At 39.2% G+C, this 16,811-nt stretch carries 19 protein-coding genes; 11 read left to right on the top strand and 8 right to left on the bottom strand.

What is annotated here, in order from left to right:
- Nucleotides 1–76 precede the first annotated feature (76 nt).
- Entirely contained in the window at nt 77–1,474 is a 1,398-nt protein-coding gene (gene asnS, locus PS1M3_RS08365) for an asparagine--tRNA ligase (RefSeq protein WP_006793019.1), read from the bottom strand.
- A gap of 297 nt (nt 1,475–1,771) precedes the next feature.
- On the opposite strand from asnS, the gene PS1M3_RS08360 reads away from it, so the two are divergent.
- Nucleotides 1,772–2,206, top strand: coding sequence for an ATP-binding protein (locus PS1M3_RS08360; RefSeq protein ID WP_008131176.1), 435 nt, complete (start codon nt 1,772–1,774; stop codon nt 2,204–2,206).
- Nucleotides 2,207–2,208: 2 nt separating this feature from the next.
- On the opposite strand, the gene PS1M3_RS08355 is transcribed toward PS1M3_RS08360, so the two are convergent.
- The 6 genes from PS1M3_RS08355 to bioA form a co-directional block, all read right to left on the bottom strand.
- Nucleotides 2,209–2,838 (bottom strand): Vat family streptogramin A O-acetyltransferase, encoded by a 630-nt coding sequence (locus PS1M3_RS08355; protein ID WP_203983538.1) that lies wholly within the window; start codon nt 2,836–2,838, stop codon nt 2,209–2,211.
- Nucleotides 2,839–2,868: 30 nt separating this feature from the next.
- Nucleotides 2,869–3,879, bottom strand: coding sequence for an ABC transporter ATP-binding protein (locus PS1M3_RS08350; RefSeq protein ID WP_203983536.1), 1,011 nt, complete (start codon nt 3,877–3,879; stop codon nt 2,869–2,871).
- A gap of 13 nt (nt 3,880–3,892) precedes the next feature.
- Nucleotides 3,893–5,392: an iron ABC transporter permease gene (locus tag PS1M3_RS08345; protein WP_203983534.1), complete on the bottom strand. Its 1,500-nt coding sequence runs from the start codon at nt 5,390–5,392 to the stop codon at nt 3,893–3,895.
- Nucleotides 5,392–6,432 carry an extracellular solute-binding protein gene (locus PS1M3_RS08340; protein ID WP_203983532.1) on the bottom strand — a complete coding sequence of 347 codons (1,041 nt, stop codon included), beginning with the start codon at nt 6,430–6,432 and terminating at the stop codon, nt 5,392–5,394. The genes PS1M3_RS08345 and PS1M3_RS08340 overlap by 1 nt, the downstream gene beginning before the upstream one ends.
- Nucleotides 6,432–7,244 carry a hypothetical protein gene (locus tag PS1M3_RS08335; protein WP_203983523.1) on the bottom strand — a complete coding sequence of 271 codons (813 nt, stop codon included), beginning with the start codon at nt 7,242–7,244 and terminating at the stop codon, nt 6,432–6,434. Before PS1M3_RS08335 ends, PS1M3_RS08340 begins: the two co-directional genes overlap by 1 nt.
- A 214-nt stretch (nt 7,245–7,458) precedes the next feature.
- Complete coding sequence (bioA, locus tag PS1M3_RS08330) at nt 7,459–8,766, bottom strand: adenosylmethionine--8-amino-7-oxononanoate transaminase (protein WP_203983521.1); 1,308 nt, start codon at nt 8,764–8,766, stop codon at nt 7,459–7,461.
- Between the two features lie 95 nt (nt 8,767–8,861).
- Here bioA and bioB point away from each other — a divergent pair, with 95 nt between their 5' ends.
- From bioB to htpX, 5 genes are all read left to right on the top strand, one after another.
- Nucleotides 8,862–9,902: a biotin synthase BioB gene (gene bioB, locus PS1M3_RS08325; RefSeq protein ID WP_006793000.1), complete on the top strand. Its 1,041-nt coding sequence runs from the start codon at nt 8,862–8,864 to the stop codon at nt 9,900–9,902.
- A 13-nt stretch (nt 9,903–9,915) separates the two neighbouring features.
- Entirely contained in the window at nt 9,916–11,067 is a 1,152-nt protein-coding gene (locus PS1M3_RS08320; protein ID WP_203983519.1) for an 8-amino-7-oxononanoate synthase, read from the top strand.
- Nucleotides 11,064–11,897 carry a methyltransferase domain-containing protein gene (locus PS1M3_RS08315; RefSeq protein ID WP_203983517.1) on the top strand — a complete coding sequence of 278 codons (834 nt, stop codon included), beginning with the start codon at nt 11,064–11,066 and terminating at the stop codon, nt 11,895–11,897. The genes PS1M3_RS08320 and PS1M3_RS08315 overlap by 4 nt, the downstream gene beginning before the upstream one ends.
- 25 nt (nt 11,898–11,922) lie before the next feature.
- Nucleotides 11,923–12,606 (top strand): dethiobiotin synthase, encoded by a 684-nt coding sequence (gene bioD / locus PS1M3_RS08310; RefSeq protein WP_203983515.1) that lies wholly within the window; start codon nt 11,923–11,925, stop codon nt 12,604–12,606.
- 140 nt (nt 12,607–12,746) lie between these two features.
- On the top strand, nt 12,747–13,610 hold the full coding sequence (gene htpX / locus PS1M3_RS08305; RefSeq protein ID WP_203983513.1) for a protease HtpX: 864 nt from the start codon (nt 12,747–12,749) through the stop codon (nt 13,608–13,610).
- Between the two features lie 76 nt (nt 13,611–13,686).
- On the opposite strand, the gene gloA is transcribed toward htpX, so the two are convergent.
- Nucleotides 13,687–14,214, bottom strand: coding sequence for a lactoylglutathione lyase (gene gloA / locus PS1M3_RS08300; protein ID WP_008131158.1), 528 nt, complete (start codon nt 14,212–14,214; stop codon nt 13,687–13,689).
- A gap of 338 nt (nt 14,215–14,552) precedes the next feature.
- Between gloA and PS1M3_RS08295 the strand changes: the two genes are divergently transcribed.
- From PS1M3_RS08295 to PS1M3_RS08275, 5 genes are all read left to right on the top strand, one after another.
- Nucleotides 14,553–14,771 (top strand): hypothetical protein, encoded by a 219-nt coding sequence (locus tag PS1M3_RS08295; RefSeq protein ID WP_006792994.1) that lies wholly within the window; start codon nt 14,553–14,555, stop codon nt 14,769–14,771.
- Between the two features lie 99 nt (nt 14,772–14,870).
- Nucleotides 14,871–15,281: a cytochrome c oxidase assembly factor Coa1 family protein gene (locus PS1M3_RS08290; RefSeq protein ID WP_203983506.1), complete on the top strand. Its 411-nt coding sequence runs from the start codon at nt 14,871–14,873 to the stop codon at nt 15,279–15,281.
- 140 nt (nt 15,282–15,421) lie between these two features.
- Complete coding sequence (locus PS1M3_RS08285; protein ID WP_239104443.1) at nt 15,422–15,742, top strand: hypothetical protein; 321 nt, start codon at nt 15,422–15,424, stop codon at nt 15,740–15,742.
- A gap of 243 nt (nt 15,743–15,985) precedes the next feature.
- Entirely contained in the window at nt 15,986–16,297 is a 312-nt protein-coding gene (locus PS1M3_RS08280; RefSeq protein WP_203983499.1) for a hypothetical protein, read from the top strand.
- A gap of 185 nt (nt 16,298–16,482) precedes the next feature.
- On the top strand, nt 16,483–16,803 hold the full coding sequence (locus PS1M3_RS08275) for a hypothetical protein (protein WP_239104442.1): 321 nt from the start codon (nt 16,483–16,485) through the stop codon (nt 16,801–16,803).
- The last annotated feature ends 8 nt before the right edge of the window (nt 16,804–16,811 follow it).

Raw genomic sequence — 16,811 nt, 5'->3', positions numbered from 1 at the left:
TACGCTAAGTTTTAGCCACAAAAAAACCAGCCAATTGGCTGGTTTTTAATTTTTAAACAATTTACTAAATACTAATTTAGTAAGTTGCGCTGCCTTTAGTACGAGGGAAGGCGATTACGTCACGTACATTGCCCATACCTGTTACATATGCAACTAAGCGTTCAAAACCTAAACCAAAGCCTGAATGTGGCACACTACCGTATTTACGTAGGTCGCGGTACCAGCTGTAATCTTCTTTGTTTAAGCCCATTTCTTCAAGGCGGGCATCAAGTACGTCAAGGCGCTCTTCACGTTGAGAACCACCAATGATTTCACCAATACCCGGTGCAACTACGTCCATAGCAGCAACGGTTTTGCCGTCTTCGTTTTGGCGCATGTAAAATGCTTTAATATCACGTGGGTAGTTTTTAATTACTACCGGTGCTTTAAAGTGTTCTTCTGCTAGGTAACGTTCGTGCTCAGACTGTAAATCTACACCCCATTCAACATCAAACTCAAATTTCTTACCGCAGTTTTTAAGAATTTCGACTGCGTCTGTGTAATCAACTTGTGCAAAGTCTTTTTCAACAAATTCTTCTAAACGGCTAATAGCAGTTTTTTCGATACGTTGAGCAAAAAACTCCATGTCGTCACGGCGCTCTTCAAGTACCGCTTTAAATACGTACTTAAGCATGTTTTCAGCAAGTTTTGCGATGTCTTCTAAATCTGCAAATGCTACTTCAGGTTCAACCATCCAAAACTCGGCCAAGTGGCGTGAAGTATTTGAGTTTTCTGCACGGAAAGTAGGGCCAAACGTATAAATTTTTGACATTGCAGACGCGTAAGTTTCACCGTTTAACTGGCCAGATACAGTTAAGAATGCTTCTTTTCCAAAAAAGTCTTCACTGTAATCAACGTCGCCTTTATCTGTACGCGGTAAGTTTTGCATATCAAGTGTAGATACACGGAACATTTCGCCAGCGCCTTCACAGTCACTTGCTGTGATAATAGGTGTGCTGATCCAGTAGTAACCTTGCTCGTGATAAAAACGGTGAATGGCTTGTGCTAAACAGTTACGTACACGTGTTACTGCGCCAATCATGTTAGTACGTGGGCGAAGGTGAGCGTGTTCACGTAAGTATTCAATGCTGTGGCGTTTTGCCGACATTGGGTATGAATCTGGGTTTTCTACCCAACCTAATACAGTGACCGTATTCGCTTGAATTTCAAACGATTGGCCTTTGCCCGCAGATTGAACTAAAACACCAGTAACCGATACAGAACAACCGGCTGTTAAGCTAGTAACTTCATCATAATTATTTAGTGAATTAGGAACTACCGCTTGAATAGGATCAAAACACGAACCGTCATGAACGGCTAAAAATGATATTCCTGCTTTTGAATCGCGGCGAGTACGGATCCAGCCTTTAATTGTTACTTGGCTGTCTACCGCAACATTGCCTTTTAATAGCTCTGAAATCGCTAAATGGCTCATCTTCACTCCAATGATATAAGTTGCCTAACTTTATTTATTTAAATATGTACAGTATATAAACCATATTTTATTTATAGATGGTGCTGTACTAGAACCCTGTATCTTACCTAGTAAAGTAAAATAAAAAAACTATTGCGGGCAACTCTTTATAAGTTTTTATCAATGCGGTTTATTTTTAGTCGATTTTTAGGCACAAATGACTAAGTTTGTAATTTGCTGCTCTGAAATTTAGTGATTTTGTGGCATTATATATTCTTTGATTTCTCAATACTGACCATTACTTTAGAAATGGATGCTATGAAACAAGTTTTTATTTTACGTGGACTACCGGGAAGCGGTAAGTCGTATTATGCACAAAATTTAGCAGACGAATTAGCGACTGCAGATGAAAGCCAATATTTAATTTGCTCAACAGACGATTATTTTTTAAATGAGCAGGGCGAATATCATTTTGATAAATTTAAATTACCGCAATACCATAATTTAAATTTAGCGCGTTTTATACAAGCGCTCGCACAAGATATTCCGCTCGTGATTGTAGACAACACCAATATAAAAAAATGGGAGTTTGTTGCATACACTCAAGCAGCTGTTGCATTAGGTTACCAAGTTAAAGAAGTGATAGTGGGTGAAGTAAAAGATAAATCAATGCAGCACTTATACGCTAAACGCAATTCGCATAACGTGCCGCTTAAAACCATAAGTAAAATGGCGTATATGTTTGAATGGTAGTGTTATAGTTTAGACAGTAAGTCTAAATTATTTTGAATTATAGCATCTAAATGAGCAGTGATTTTGTCATTGCTCCAATCCCACCATGCAATAGATAGCAGTGCATCAATCGTTTTATCGTCAAAACGCTGTTTGATTATTTTTGCTGGATTACCACCAACGACAGCATAAGCAGGCACATCGTTGGTCACTACCGATTTACTAGCAATAATAGCGCCATTTCCTATTTTTACCCCTGGCATAATAGTGGCGTTATAGCCTATCCACACATCATTGCCAATTTCTGTATTTCCTTTAAATGGTAAGTCACCTGGTTGAGGTGCAGACTTTTCCCATCCGTTACCAAATATAAAAAATGGGTAGGTAGAAAAACCAGCACTTTGATGATTCGCCCCATTCATTATAAACGTTACATCTTTTGCTATGGCGCAAAACTTCCCGATAATAAGTTTGTCGCCAATAAAATCGAAATGATAAAGTACGTTTTTTTCGAAGTGTTCAGGCCCATTAGGGTCGTCGTAATACGTATAATCACCGACTTCTATATTAGGCGACGTAATAAAATTTTTTAAATAACCTACTTGAGGAAACCCTTGCATTGGAGATGGGTTATTTGGATTTGGTCCGTTCATAGTTTCCTCTAAAGTAAAATATTTATTGCGCTAGTTTTTAAATGCCGCCAGCGGATGAGAGGTACTTAGCGAAACATGTACGTTGTCACCAGGGTGTACAACCAGTTCATGACTCACGCGGCTAGTGACTACTGTACCACAGGCAAGTTTTATTGCGCATAATCGACTACCGCCTTCAAAGCGTACCCAAATAACCTCGCCATTATTACCTATACTGCTTTGTACTAATAAAACATCGTCGGGGCGAAGCAATACATCAACATTGCCTTGAGCGCAGTCAACACCATGCGCGGGCACATTGCCAATATCGGTAAGTGCTTGGCCGTTATTTAATGTACCTTTTATAAAGCTAGCTTCACCTAAAAAACGCGCAACAAAGCGGTTTTTTGGGGTACTAAAGCATTTTTCGGGAGTGTCAATTTGTTGTATTTGCCCACCTTTTAAAACACCAACACGATCCCCAACCGATAGTGCCTCTTCTTGGTCGTGGGTAACCCAAATAGCAGGTACACCTGCATTTTTTAGTGCGTTTCGGATATCCCAACGCAGCATGTCTTTTAACGCCGCATCTAGATTCGACAGCGGCTCATCAAGTAATACAAAGTCAGGCTGGTGAGCAAGAGTACGTGCTAATGCAACACGTTGCTTTTGACCGCCAGACAGGGTCGCAGGTTTCTTAGTTCTAAACTCTTCAAGACCAAGTAGGTTAATCCAATGATCTGCCACGCTGTGATCTTTTAATTTAAAACAAATATTTTGCTCAACCGTTAAATGCGGAAATAACGCAAAGTCTTGAAAAACCATACCTACACTGCGCTTCTCAGGAGGCACTGATTTATTACGGGTTGCACGCCATTTATCTGCGTTTATTTCACCTTCAGAAATGGGTATTAAGCCTGCGAGTGCTTGTAATATTGTACTTTTACCGCAACCGGTGGGGCCAACAAGCATTAGGATTTCGTTTTCACCAAGTGTTAAATTCAAATCGCTCACAACGCGATTACTGCCATAATCTATAGACAACTGACTTACAGATAGCATTTACTTCAAATCCTTAATGTTCAAACTGGTTACGTTTTTCGCCAGACATCATAATAGCTAAACCACAAGCAGAGATCACCACTAATAACAGCCCAGGTATAGCGGCACGGCCAAAATAGCCAGCTTCGTAAACACGCCATAAATAAGTAGACAGGGTTTCAAACCCAGTAGGGCCTAGCAATAAAGTGGCTTCAAGTTCACGCATTGACTCTAAAAACACTAATGCACCACCAGCGACGATACCACGCATGGTTAAAGGCAAAGTAATACGTGTGAAGGCTTCGCGCGGGCTTGCACCAAGCACTCGCGCAGATTTTACTAAGCTTGGATCTAAATGTTCGGTACTAGTACGAATTGAACCAACCGCGAGAGGCAAAAAACGTAGCATGTAGGCAATAATAAGTAACCCCAAAGTTTGATACAAAAACGGTAATTGCAACCCGCCATAAACCAGCGCTGTGCCCATTACAATACCGGGTATGCCAAAGCCAAAGTAAGTAACGCGCTCCATAATTCTGCCTGCTTTGCCACTGAGTGCCGCGTGCGCAACAGGGACTGCCACAATTACTGCAACAATAGCAGCAAGTGCAGACGCATAGGTTGAATGCCATGCAATGGTAAAATCAAAATTACTTAAGCCATCTCGTGCAAGCCATATAAAAAATATTGCCAAGGGTAAGCCGATCGCTAGCAGCAGCACAGGGGCGAACAGTGCAAATAACGCACTCAATTGAAGTTTACTTGGGAATAAAATAAGGGGGCGGCCATGACGCTCACTCGCTGTTTTTATTTGCGACTCTATAAGTAATAAAAAGCCTACAATAACCATTAACTGAAGTGACAGCATCGCTGCGCGACCCAATTCAAACGCATTGTATTCAACATAAATAACACGGGTGAACGTATCAAGTCTCATCATGGCTGGGGTGCCAAAGTCAGATAAAGTATAAAGTGCCACTAATAACGACCCAGCAGCAATGCCATTTACCACGCGGGGTAGAATAACTTTGAATACACTTTGCGCCATCGACATACCCAATGTGCGAGCTGCGTTTACCATGCTGGCGTCTAAACTGAGTAAAGATGAACGGGTAGTCATCATTACAAATGGAAATGTATACAAGGTCATAACTATTGCAGCGCCGGATAGCCCATACATAGACGGTGTTTCAAATCCGAGTAAATTATTTATTTCACCCCCAGGGCCAAATGCAGCATAAAGCGTAAACGCACCAATATAACTGGGTATAGCAAGGGGAGCGGCAAATACTACAAGCCATGCTTTTTTAAATGGTAAGTGTACATAGGCGCTTATAAACGCAAGTGGTACGCCGATTAAAATTGAGCCTAAAACAGTTAAGCCCATTAAAGCCAGTGTATTACCTAATATGGTTAAATTATGGCTATCAAAATAGGAACTTGAGTCACTAGCAAGCACCATTAATATACAAATAGGGGTAAGCGTAATGAGCGCTGCAAGCAGCGCCATTGGGTAAGATGGGGGTAATCGCATTATAAAACGCCGTTGCTGCGCATTAAGTTAATAGTGGGTCGCAAATCTGCAAGCTGTGTTAAATCAATTTTAGGTGGTGAAACACTCGAAAGCGAAGGTAAACCATCAGGCTGAGCAATACCGTTTACAAGGGGGATTTCGTAGGCTTCACGTGCTAAATAGCCTTGAACTTCTTTGCTGAGTAAATAGCGCATAAAGTTAGTTGCAAGCGGGTCACTGTTAAGCGTTAATATACCCGAGGCGTTGACTAAACAGCCTGCATCGTTTTGGGTAAAGGCTAAATCAAGATTTGCATCCGGCTTGCCTGATTTTAAACGTAAAGTGTAATAATGATTAGCAAAGCCAATATCAACTTCACCCCGTTCCACACCCATTACAACGCCTAATTCACCTGCGTATGTTTTTGCACGTTTTTTAACTTTTTTGAGCCATTTAGCCGTTTTATCATCGCCTTGTAATATACGCATTGCTGTAACAAACGATTGAAAAGACGCATAAGCAGGGGCCCACCCAATACTCAAGTCGCTGTCAGCAATTTCCATAATGCTGGTTGGAATTTGATCTTTAGTTAAACGCGACGTATTAAAAGGCAGTGTACGAATACGTCCCGTTACTGGCGCCCAGTCTTTATATTTAAATTGCGGCTGCAGTTGAGCCGATAAATCGTCTGGCAGTGGCTTTGCAAGGCCTGCATCGGTTACTAAACCAATTGCACCTGAGTCCACAGCCCAAAATAAATCAGCACGTTTAACACCCGCTTTGGCTTCTGCAACAATTGTGTTGGCAAGTGCAGCTGTTGGTCCGCGGCGAATAGCTAAATTAAAATCAGGGTTATTTTTTTGGATAGCTTGTAATACGTTTTCGTATAAACCACCTTCACCTCGGCCTAAATATAAGGTTAAATCACCTTTAAGTTTAGGTAAATCGTCAACCGAGACGGGGTTGGTTACTGTATTAGCAAAAGCTTGCGATAAAGGTAATGGCAATGAGCCAACTACCCCTAATGCTGCTAACCCTTGTATAAAGGTTCTGCGTTCCACTAAAAAACGTCCTTACGGTTTTTTTCTGCTTTTTCAATTAAACGTTTGGCGCGGTCTAATTTTGTTTGCATGCTGGTAACTACATCGCGTACTTCATCAACACTTTTGTTATCTGCGATTGCTTTTGGAAGTGTTACGTTAAAATCTTTTTCAAGTGCCTCGACTAAATTTGCATCTTGCTCGATAAGTGTTCCTTCAACGCCTTCGAATAAGTGTAGGTAAGTATCGTGAACAATTTCAGTAGCTTCGTCTTGAAGGCGCTCAGCAAGTTTTGCGATGACGCGGTCTAGTTTGTGCTTTATTTCGTCTATTGTTGCACTTTGTGTCATTTCTTTACTTGCTGTAGCTGTAACAGACTCTAACAAGCCTTTTTGTTGAAATTTAGCCGCTAATTTAACAGCACCTAAACCTTGCCATAAAGCATTATTCATTGCGGTTTGTTGTACACGAACCTCAGTGGCTGCTTTACCACCGTCAATTGCCATTTTTACACCGTACAAACCCTGCCAAATAGAGGCATAAACAGGCACTAAATTAGTTTCAATTGCACTGTGAAATTTTACCGATTCCCAATATTCAATTAAATCGTCGGTATTTACGGCCTTAGCGCCTTTATCTTCGTAGGTGCTAACAAGCGTGTCTACTTTGCCTACCATCCACTCAACTTCTTCGTTATAGCTTTTAAGGTTAGCTTGAAGGTGATTTACATGTTCACCAATAGGACCGTTAGCAAATACAGGTTGCGCAATAAACGCAGACGCTATTAATAAAGAGGCACCTAATGTTTTGGCTGGTTTAAAAAATAAGTTCATGAAAGAAGTCCAAAAAGGTAATTGTAAATGATAGGTATTATCATATCCGTAAATATTACGAAGAGCAATATACTAAAACTGCTAAACACGTATTTGAAGGCATGAGGACGAATTTAATTAATACAAATGATCTATATCAAGTTAAATCCGCTTTTTGCTTAAAATTAATGAAGCTATTGACTAATTAATACCACTATTAAACTTTAAAAAATCACTATGCTTTAGCGTAATGTTTGCCTTTAATTGCACTATAAATTGCATCGCAAAGCGTTTTAATACTGTTTTCGTCACTTATATACGGTGGCATGAGGTAAATTAGTTTACCGAAAGGGCGGATCCATACACCTTGTTTTACAAAAAAGGCCTGAATAGTCGCAACATCTATATTACTAACCTCTTTATTAAGCTCTACAACACCTATCGCGCCGAGCACTCTTACATCAGCAACGTCTTCAAGCTCCGCACATTTGTGTAATTGCTGAAGTTGATTATTTATTTCTTTTACGCGTTGTTGCCAGTTTTGCTCAAGTAATAAGTCTATGCTGGCACATGCAGCTGCGCATGCTAGCGGATTACCCATAAAGGTAGGTCCGTGCATTAAAACTCCGGCTTCACCTTCACTAATGCCTGTGGCAATTTTATCGCTCGTAAGCGTTGCCGATAAAGTCATTGAGCCACCGGTAAGTGCTTTACCTATACATAAAATATCGGGTTGGATATTAGCGTGTTCAACCGCAAATAACTTACCCGTTCGGCCAAAGCCAGTGGCTATTTCGTCGCAAATTAAAAGTACATTGTATTGATTGCATAGCTGCCTTACGCAGGCTAAATAATCGGGATGATAAAAATTCATACCTCCCGCATTTTGTACTATGGGTTCAATAATAAAAGCAGCTACGTGTTGGTGGTTATTTTTAAAGTACTGTTCAAGTTCAAGCGCTTCACTTTGCTCAAAAGTGCTTGAAAACTTACTGGTAGGGGCAGGTACAAATACGTGCTCAGGTAAAAATCCCTTATATAGGCTATGCATAGAGTTAACAGGATCGCATACGCTCATTGCAGCAAACGTATCGCCATGATAACCCTTATAAGGGGTCATTAATTTTTGTTTTGTTTTAATACCTTGGCTTAACCAGTATTGCAGAGCCATTTTAATAGCTACTTCAACACTTACTGAGCCACTGTCAGCTAAAAATACTTTAGTTAAGCTTTGGGGAGTAATATCTACAAGTTTTTTACACAGCTCAACTGCACTTGAATGTGTGATACCTCCAAACATAATGTGGCTCATGTTATTAATTTGATTAACCATTGCTTTGTTAATAGCAGGGTGGTTGTAACCATGAATAGCGCTCCACCACGATGCCATGCCATCTATAAGTTGCTCGCCTGTTTCGAGGTAAATTATATTGTGTTTAGCGTGGGTTACAGGGTAAACGGGAATAGGCTTTGTCATTGATGTGTATGGATGCCAAATGTGTTCACGATCAAAATTTAAATCAATTGAGTGTATATTGTTCATATGTAAACTTTAACTGGGTGGACTTCGTTGACAATGGTACTTGAAGTTTTAGACTAATCCAACATCACCGATATGAAAAAAATAAAGAGAGAATTATGGAACTTGCACCTGTTCGCCACAATTGGACCCATAGCGAAGTTAAAGCATTATTTGAAATGCCGTTTAACGATTTACTTTTTAAGGCGGCGTCGGTACACCGTGCTAACTTCAACCCAAATGAAGTGCAAATTTCTACCCTGTTATCAATTAAAACTGGGGCATGCCCAGAAGATTGTAAGTATTGCCCACAGTCAGGGCACTATAAAACCGACTTAGAGCGCGAGCGCCTTATTGAAGTAGAAAAAGTAGTAGAGCAAGCGCGTTTAGCTAAACAAAAAGGTGCAACACGTTTTTGTATGGGCGCTGCGTGGTCAGATCCAAAAGACAGAGACATGCCTTACATTTCGAAAATGGTAAAAGAAGTAAAAGAGCTTGGCCTTGAAACCTGCATGACGCTGGGCAAACTCACAAACGAAAAAGCCCACGAACTCAGCAGTGCAGGTTTAGATTACTACAACCATAATCTTGATACATCACCTGAATACTACGAGCAAATTATATCAACCCGTACCTTTGAAGATCGATTGAACACCATAGATCATGTACGCGATGCCGGTATGAAAGTCTGTTCAGGCGGTATAGTTGGTATGGGCGAGCAAGCAGCCGACCGTTATGGGTTACTTATGCAATTGGCTAACTTGCCACAACAGCCAGAAAGTGTACCTATTAATATGCTAGTTAAAGTAAAAGGTACCCCACTTGAAAACGTTGACGATTTAGACCATTTTGAGTTTATACGCACTATTGCTACTGCACGAATAATGATGCCACACAGCTATGTACGTTTGTCGGCAGGGCGTAATGCCATGAACGAGCAAATGCAATCAATGTGTTTTTTTGCAGGTGCTAACTCTATATTTTATGGTGACAAGCTGCTTACCACAGAAAACCCAGAAGCGGATGCTGATATGAACCTAATTAAAAAGCTAGGAATGAACCCAGAAACGCGTGAAGATTATTCAGATGAAGCTGTAGCAGCGTCGCTTTCATCGCAAGTTGCAGATAAAGCAACGTCTGAATTATTTTACGAAGCCTAAGTAAGCGTTACTAATGCCATTTGAATTTATTAGCACACACCTTAATGAACGGGCAGAGCAATTGCTTTTACGCAAACGCCACGTGGTACAAAGCGCCACAGCACGAACCATTATGGTAAATGATAAAACCTACCTAAATTTTGCCAGTAATGATTACTTGGGCTTTGGTGATTTAACTATTGAGAGCGAAAATATTAATACGTTAGGTAGCCATAGCTCTGCATTAGTAACAGGTTATCAATTACAGCAACAAGCCTTAGAGCAGTACTTATGCACTCAGTTAGGTTATCAAGCTGGGTTGCTTTTTAATTCTGGGTTTAGTGCTAATAGCAGTGTAATTAAAGCGTTGTTTCAGGATAAAGGAGCAGCGCAAAACAGCGCTATTTTTCAAGATAAGTTAAACCACGCTAGCTTAATAGATGGGGCACTTCATTCAAATGCGGCTTTAATACGGTTTAACCACAACGATTTAAATCACTTACGATCTCGGCTCGAAAAGTCAAAAGCACAAAATAAGTTAATTATTAGCGAAGGTGTTTTTTCGATGGATGGTGATACGGCCCCTATCAAAGACCTATTGCTCCTTGCAAAACAACACAATGCATGGCTGATGATAGACGACGCACATGGCTTTGGCGCGTTAGGTAATACAGGGCTGGGTAGTTGCGAAACACTTATTGGCGATATTTTACCCGATATACTCGTCATCACATTTGGTAAAGCTGTTGCTAGTAGTGGCGCGTGTGTATTGGGTTCACACGCATTTATAGACTACATGCTGCAATATAACCGAGACTACACATACTCAACGGCTATGTCGCCATTATTGGCAGATAATACATTAGTTCGCTTAAAGCACATTAAAAAAGCTAACACGCAACGAGTAATGTTAAATAAAAACATTGCTACTTTTAAGCACCTTGCACAACAGCACAACATAGCGGTAATGGAGTCCGATACGGCTATTCAACCTATTGTATTAGGGTGTGCAGAGCAAACATTAAAAGCGGCTAATAAACTCAAGCAGCAAGGAATTTGGCTAACCGCTATTCGCCCACCTACGGTTGCGTACAATACTGCACGCTTAAGAGTGACGTTAACGGCAGCGCACACCCTTGATGATATTACTTATCTAGTTAAACATTTAGCAGAGGCACTATTATGATAGCCCATGCACTTGATAGTAAGCCGGTTACAAAGCCCGCAACACTGTGCCATTTAAAAAGGTTTAACCCAGCACTTAAAAAAGGAGCACAGGTTAACTTTTCAAAAGCGGCGGGTGATTACAATACGCATGCACATGTTCAAAAAAAAGCAGCGGATGATTTGTTCAAATTAATAACGCCTTCAGTATGTAATAAAAATAAGGTGTGTGTTGATTTAGGTGCAGGCCCACTTGTAAACACCCATCAGCTTAAAAGCCTTTATGGTAATGTGCTTTCCATGGATTTAAGTTTTAATATGCTCAATAGTTGTAATAAAGGCGATTACAAAGTATGCGCAGATATGGACAATTTACCATTACAATCAAACAGTGTAGATATTATTTTTAGTAACTTTGCGGTGCAATGGTCAGCTAACTTTAAGGTGCTTTTAAAGTCACTTTATGAGGTATTAAAACCGGGCGGGCAAGCTTTTATTAGCACTGTAGTTGAAGGCTCACTAAACGAAATAAAAACAGCGTTTGCTGCGGTAGATAGCCACAGCCATATTAATACATTTAATTCGGTTGATTATATAAATCAATCGGTCCAAAGTTCTGGTTTTAATGTTACAAACACTATAAGCACAATGTATACAGATACATATTCGACACCGCTGCAAGCAATTCGCTCAATAAAAGCAATTGGCGCAACCACTCAGAATACAGGAAAAACACGCCCAGGGTTATTAACAAAATCGGCGCTTAAAACGGCGTGTGCAGCGTATCCGTTAATAAACCAAAAAGCGTGTGTTTCTTATCATGTAGTATTGTTATCATTAACTAAAGCGTAAACATCGTTTGTTACAAGGCAAAGCTATGAAAGAATTTTTTATTACTGGTACCGACACCGATGCGGGAAAAACACATGTAACCAGTTTATTGTTAAAACTGCTTGCCCAACATAAAAAAAAGGCAATAGGGTATAAACCACTAGCTGCTGGGTCTGAAATGGCGTTTGACCAACTTGTTAATGCTGATGCACTTATGCTAATGGAAAGTGCAACAGTAAGCGCAAAGTATGACGTTGTAAATCCCTTTACTTTTGCACCACCCATAGCCCCCCACATAGCCGCAGAGCAGGCGGGTGTAACTATTAATGTAAACAAACTTACTGCAGCCTATAAAACGGTAAAACAGCAAGGCGCTGACTACCTGCTTACAGAAGGTGCTGGTGGTTGGGCTTTGCCAATAAATAATACCGAGTATTTATACGATTGGGTAAAAGCTGAGAAACTACCGGTTATATTAGTGGTTGGTATGAAGTTGGGCTGCTTAAATCATGCATTTTTAACCGCAGCACACATACAAAGCTTAGGTATTAACTGTATAGGTTGGATAGCCAACCAGGTTGATGAACACATGGATGAATACCAAGCAAACCTTGATAGTTTAAAGGCACGCTTACCGTTTCCCATTCTTGCTATTAGCCCGTATAGCGAACAAACACCAAAATTACAAATTTATAAAACACTTCTTGAAAATTTATCAATAAATCCATAAATAGTACTTGCGCTGTGACATAGTTTGTCACAGAATAACACTATCGCAATGACATAGTGTGTCGTTGCGGTAGTGTTGCTTACAGCCGATCAAATTTTAGTAAATCGCTCAGCAATGAATGTTATTTTTGGAGAACGCGAATGAAACGTGTATTTTTGTTTTTATTAACTAACCTTGCGGTTATGTTGGTATTAGGTGTGGTGCTTTCAATTATAATGAGCGCGCTAGGCTTAAGTCATCGTAGCCTAGGTGGTATATTACTTATTGCGGCCGTATTTGGTTTTGGTGGGTCGTTTATTTCACTTTATATGTCTAAATGGATTGCTAAAAAATCAACGGGTGCGCAGGTTATTACTCAACCAAGTAACCAAACCGAACAATGGCTTGTAAACACTGTGGCAGTACAAGCTAAAAAAGCTGGCATTGCAATGCCTGAAGTGGCAATTTACGACAGCCCTGAAATGAATGCCTTTGCAACAGGCCCAAGTAAAAACAATTCACTAGTTGCTGTAAGTACAGGCTTAATGCAAAGTATGACCCAAGATCAAGCCGAAGCAGTGCTTGCTCATGAGGTGTCACACATTGCTAGTGGCGATATGGTAACGCTTACGCTTATTCAAGGTGTGGTAAATACCTTTGTTATATTTGCTGCAAAAGTGTTGGCAAATATTGTAGATAATTTTCTTAATGGCGATGAAGAAGAGGGCGGAATAAGCTGGACCTACATTTTGTTCGATATGTTATTCCAAGTCCTGTTTGGTGTGTTGGCAAGTATAGTTGTAGCGCATTACAGCAGACAGCGTGAATTTGCAGCCGACAGCGGTGCCGCTAAATTAGTTGGTGCAGATAAAATGCGTTCTGCCCTAGAAAGGTTAAAGCAAAACCATCCTTCACAATTGCAAGGCTCAATGATGGCATTTGGTATTGCGGGTGGTAAAAGCATGGCTGAGCTGTTTTCATCTCACCCGCCGCTTGACTCTCGAATAAGTGCACTGAGTAAGTAATTTTACTTTAAAATACAAAAGCCAGCGTAACAGCTGGCTTTTTAGTATGTGGTAACCGTTTTATTAAGCGTTGAGATTATTTACCAAAAATAATATCGGTTATGCCATCTGGTGAGAGTATTTCTATCCAGTAGCCATCAGGGTCTTTTATAAAAGCTAAGCCTTTCATTGAACCATCGTCTGGTTTTTTTACAAACTCTACATCGTATTTTGCAAAGCGCTCACTGGCTGCGTACACATCGGGTACACTAATACCAATATGGCCAAACCCTTTTGGTTCGTCGTTACCGCTGTGGTAGCCTGTAAAACTATCGTCGTTTTCTGTGCCCCAGTTGTGAGTGAGCTCTATAAGAGCAGGGCGACCAAATACCCATTTCGCTTTTGTCTTATCATCACCTTCTGGCTGTGTTGGCTCGTAGCCTAAAAAGTACAGCGTAAACTTCATTTCAGGAAAGTCATACTTACCTAATAGCTTCATACCTAATACATTTTGATAAAATGCCAGCGACGGTTTTGGATCTTTTATACGTAACATAGTTTGCTGCATTACATAGCCTTCAGTGGCCTGTGCAATTTGCTCTGGGGATTCGTCATACTGAGACATGCGGTGATCCTTAATGAAATGAATGAAAAATTTAAATGAATTTATAAAAGCAGACTTTGCATCATCATAATCAACAGCCGCAAAAATTAAAACCACCTAGCTAAATTAACAGCCAGTGAGTTAAGTGTTTTATAACCGAGGAATGAAATATTTACCGGTACTGTGTATTTACACAGTTCTTGTGTTTTATCCCATAACATTATTAAAAGTCGTTTTGGTGGATTTTAATAACGGGTGTTTTAAAGCCTACGTAATTATCTGTTTACATTAAAGTTGTTTAGTGGAATTATTAAGCAACGTAATGTGATTTTTGCTGAAAACTAAAAAGGAGTTTAATAATGAAATTATTTAGAATTAAAAATGCGAGTTATATTACTAAGAAGAATATCTCATCCACTTTTATGTTATTTATAGCCTCTGTAATTCCAGTTACTTTTGTAATTCAAAGAGAGCTTTTTATTGGCTCAATGTTAATGATAATTGTCGTGGGTGTTTATTTGTCGCTATTGACTGGTAAAGGTCTGTTTAAGTCTAAAAATAAAAGCACTGGGCTTTAAATTGTAATCACATAACAATCCAATTATTCCGACCTCAATTCTCTGAGCTCGTTTCGTCGGCATATTGGGCCTTTATGTGCCAAGGGAGTATAGAAATAAATGTCATTTATTGATGTAGGATTCGCATGGTGGAATAGTAAAAGTAAATTCCATAAACGAGTAATGTTCTTTTGTGCTTTTATCATCATATTTACAATAATAATGGCTTCCGTAATAGTTAACTTTACTGACAGCCGCGCATTCAAGATGGCAGTAAGTAAACTTTCTACTAATCCTATTGTTCAAGCTAACTTTGGTCAATCCCCAGGTTTTTCATTTGATTACGCAAATGGATTTGAAATTTCCGATAGTGGAGTTAAGGGTGAAGCAAACTTTGCTATCAAAATAATAGGTAATGAAAAATCAGGACTCGCATATGTTGTAATGTACAAATCTGCAGGTATCTGGAAAATCGAAGAACTAAACTTGCTCATGGATAACGAAGAACCAATTGTGCTAATTGGCATATAACAATCATTAGAGCAGGACAATGTTCCTCACCCGTTTTAGTGCGGTAATTATTAAGGGTCTCATGAAGATAGTTATACTTTTTATTTTTCTTTTTCCCCCTTCTGTTTTTGCAGATGATTGCTCTTTTGAACACCTACGTAATGACTTTATTACTGAAAGTGCAGAGATTTGATGCAAAACAAAGTTTTGAGACTAAAGGTGTGTCTTTTATCGCCGTTGCTAATGGTTTAGGTCCTGCCCGTCCTGGGTTTGAACATATTCAAATGACAGCATGTATTATATTGAAAACTAGATGGGATGTTTTGTGGGTTGGTGCAGACAGCGGTAATTGTTCTGCACAAATTGAGCTGGAAAAACAGGCCATTGCTTATTCACGTATTTTTAACGAGGAAATGCTAGAACTCGCTAAGCATAGTAAAAACTATAATTGTGCTAATGATTTGCAAAATTTACTTTATTAGAACGAGTACGACTTTTTATATTCTATTAGACACGCACTCTTCAAAACAATTACAGGAAAGCAAATCACGTCATTCTGTTTACAATCAACGCTTTTAACCTAAGCTAGCCAAAAGAGAGCAAATAAGTCATTTGCTTTAAGCCAAGTATTAATATTAACTAATAAATAGTTACAAATTAAAGTTGGTTTTATTAGCGTAAGTCATTTAGTTTATGGATTAAAATTTTATGTAAGAAGGATTTTTATGAGTAATTTATCTACGAGAGAAAAAGTAGCGTTTACGCTATGTATTAGTTTTGCTTTTTTATTATTAATTAGCGGCATTTACGATTTTTGGATTATCGAATTTAATGCACAAGATTTATTAATGAGTATTGGGGCATTCTTATTGCTACTTAGTTTAGCGTTAATACCGAAAATATTTTTCTTACCTTTTACTGATATTTTTAAATCAAAAGAAACACCATCTATAGGTATTCCCAAAGTACAGCAATGTATTATGTTTTCAGGTGCATTGCTATGCGCATTTGGATTTGCATTGAGGTTGTTTTTTTAATAAATGTGAAACCTAAACTTACCGTATAAGTTAAAGGCTTAATGATTATATAAAGTTTATTGCTAGATATAATAGTATGTGCTTTAGCTTATGCTTGATTACTCGTTGTTAATTACTAAATAGAGGGTTTAGCTATAAACATATTACATCTAGATGGCGCGGCTGGTTTTAGCGTGGGTGTATTGTTGTTTGCTTTATTAGAGCAGGTTTCGGTTTTGTATAACCTACCAGTAAATATTGTAATTTTACTTGCCAGTGCCAATGTTATCTATGGAATTTACGCTTTAACCCTTGCTTTTTTAGTCACTAAGCCTGTTTACTCAATCACTGTATTGGCAATAGCTAACGCGGTATGGGTATGTATATGCATTTTTATTGCTTTATATTATGTACAAACAGCAAGTTTAATTGGCGTTGTGTTTATTATATTAGAAGCTGTGTTTGTGTGTATTTTGGCATATTACGAATTTAAATTTAGGTTTGTATTAACAAACGCACAATTATAAGCATTGAG

Source organism: Pseudoalteromonas sp. PS1M3, assembly GCF_016865405.1.
Classification (GTDB): Bacteria; Pseudomonadota; Gammaproteobacteria; order Enterobacterales; family Alteromonadaceae; genus Pseudoalteromonas; species Pseudoalteromonas marina.
The sequence above is the reverse complement of the archived record's forward strand: the minus strand, read 5'-3'. Positions and strand labels throughout refer to the sequence as shown.

Coding starts and splice junctions, on each gene's coding strand:
- PS1M3_RS08285 (WP_239104443.1), top strand. CDS start 15,422: ATGACTTTATTACTGAAAGTGCAGAGATTTGATGCAAAACAAAGTTTT.
- PS1M3_RS08350 (WP_203983536.1), bottom strand. CDS start 3,879: ATGCTATCTGTAAGTCAGTTGTCTATAGATTATGGCAGTAATCGCGTT.
- bioD (WP_203983515.1), top strand. CDS start 11,923: ATGAAAGAATTTTTTATTACTGGTACCGACACCGATGCGGGAAAAACA.
- PS1M3_RS08360 (WP_008131176.1), top strand. CDS start 1,772: ATGAAACAAGTTTTTATTTTACGTGGACTACCGGGAAGCGGTAAGTCG.
- PS1M3_RS08315 (WP_203983517.1), top strand. CDS start 11,064: ATGATAGCCCATGCACTTGATAGTAAGCCGGTTACAAAGCCCGCAACA.
- asnS (WP_006793019.1), bottom strand. CDS start 1,474: ATGAGCCATTTAGCGATTTCAGAGCTATTAAAAGGCAATGTTGCGGTA.
- PS1M3_RS08290 (WP_203983506.1), top strand. CDS start 14,871: ATGTCATTTATTGATGTAGGATTCGCATGGTGGAATAGTAAAAGTAAA.
- PS1M3_RS08295 (WP_006792994.1), top strand. CDS start 14,553: ATGAAATTATTTAGAATTAAAAATGCGAGTTATATTACTAAGAAGAAT.
- PS1M3_RS08355 (WP_203983538.1), bottom strand. CDS start 2,838: ATGAACGGACCAAATCCAAATAACCCATCTCCAATGCAAGGGTTTCCT.
- bioB (WP_006793000.1), top strand. CDS start 8,862: ATGGAACTTGCACCTGTTCGCCACAATTGGACCCATAGCGAAGTTAAA.
- PS1M3_RS08335 (WP_203983523.1), bottom strand. CDS start 7,244: ATGAACTTATTTTTTAAACCAGCCAAAACATTAGGTGCCTCTTTATTA.
- bioA (WP_203983521.1), bottom strand. CDS start 8,766: ATGAACAATATACACTCAATTGATTTAAATTTTGATCGTGAACACATT.
- gloA (WP_008131158.1), bottom strand. CDS start 14,214: ATGTCTCAGTATGACGAATCCCCAGAGCAAATTGCACAGGCCACTGAA.
- htpX (WP_203983513.1), top strand. CDS start 12,747: ATGAAACGTGTATTTTTGTTTTTATTAACTAACCTTGCGGTTATGTTG.
- PS1M3_RS08345 (WP_203983534.1), bottom strand. CDS start 5,392: ATGCGATTACCCCCATCTTACCCAATGGCGCTGCTTGCAGCGCTCATT.
- PS1M3_RS08280 (WP_203983499.1), top strand. CDS start 15,986: ATGAGTAATTTATCTACGAGAGAAAAAGTAGCGTTTACGCTATGTATT.
- PS1M3_RS08320 (WP_203983519.1), top strand. CDS start 9,916: ATGCCATTTGAATTTATTAGCACACACCTTAATGAACGGGCAGAGCAA.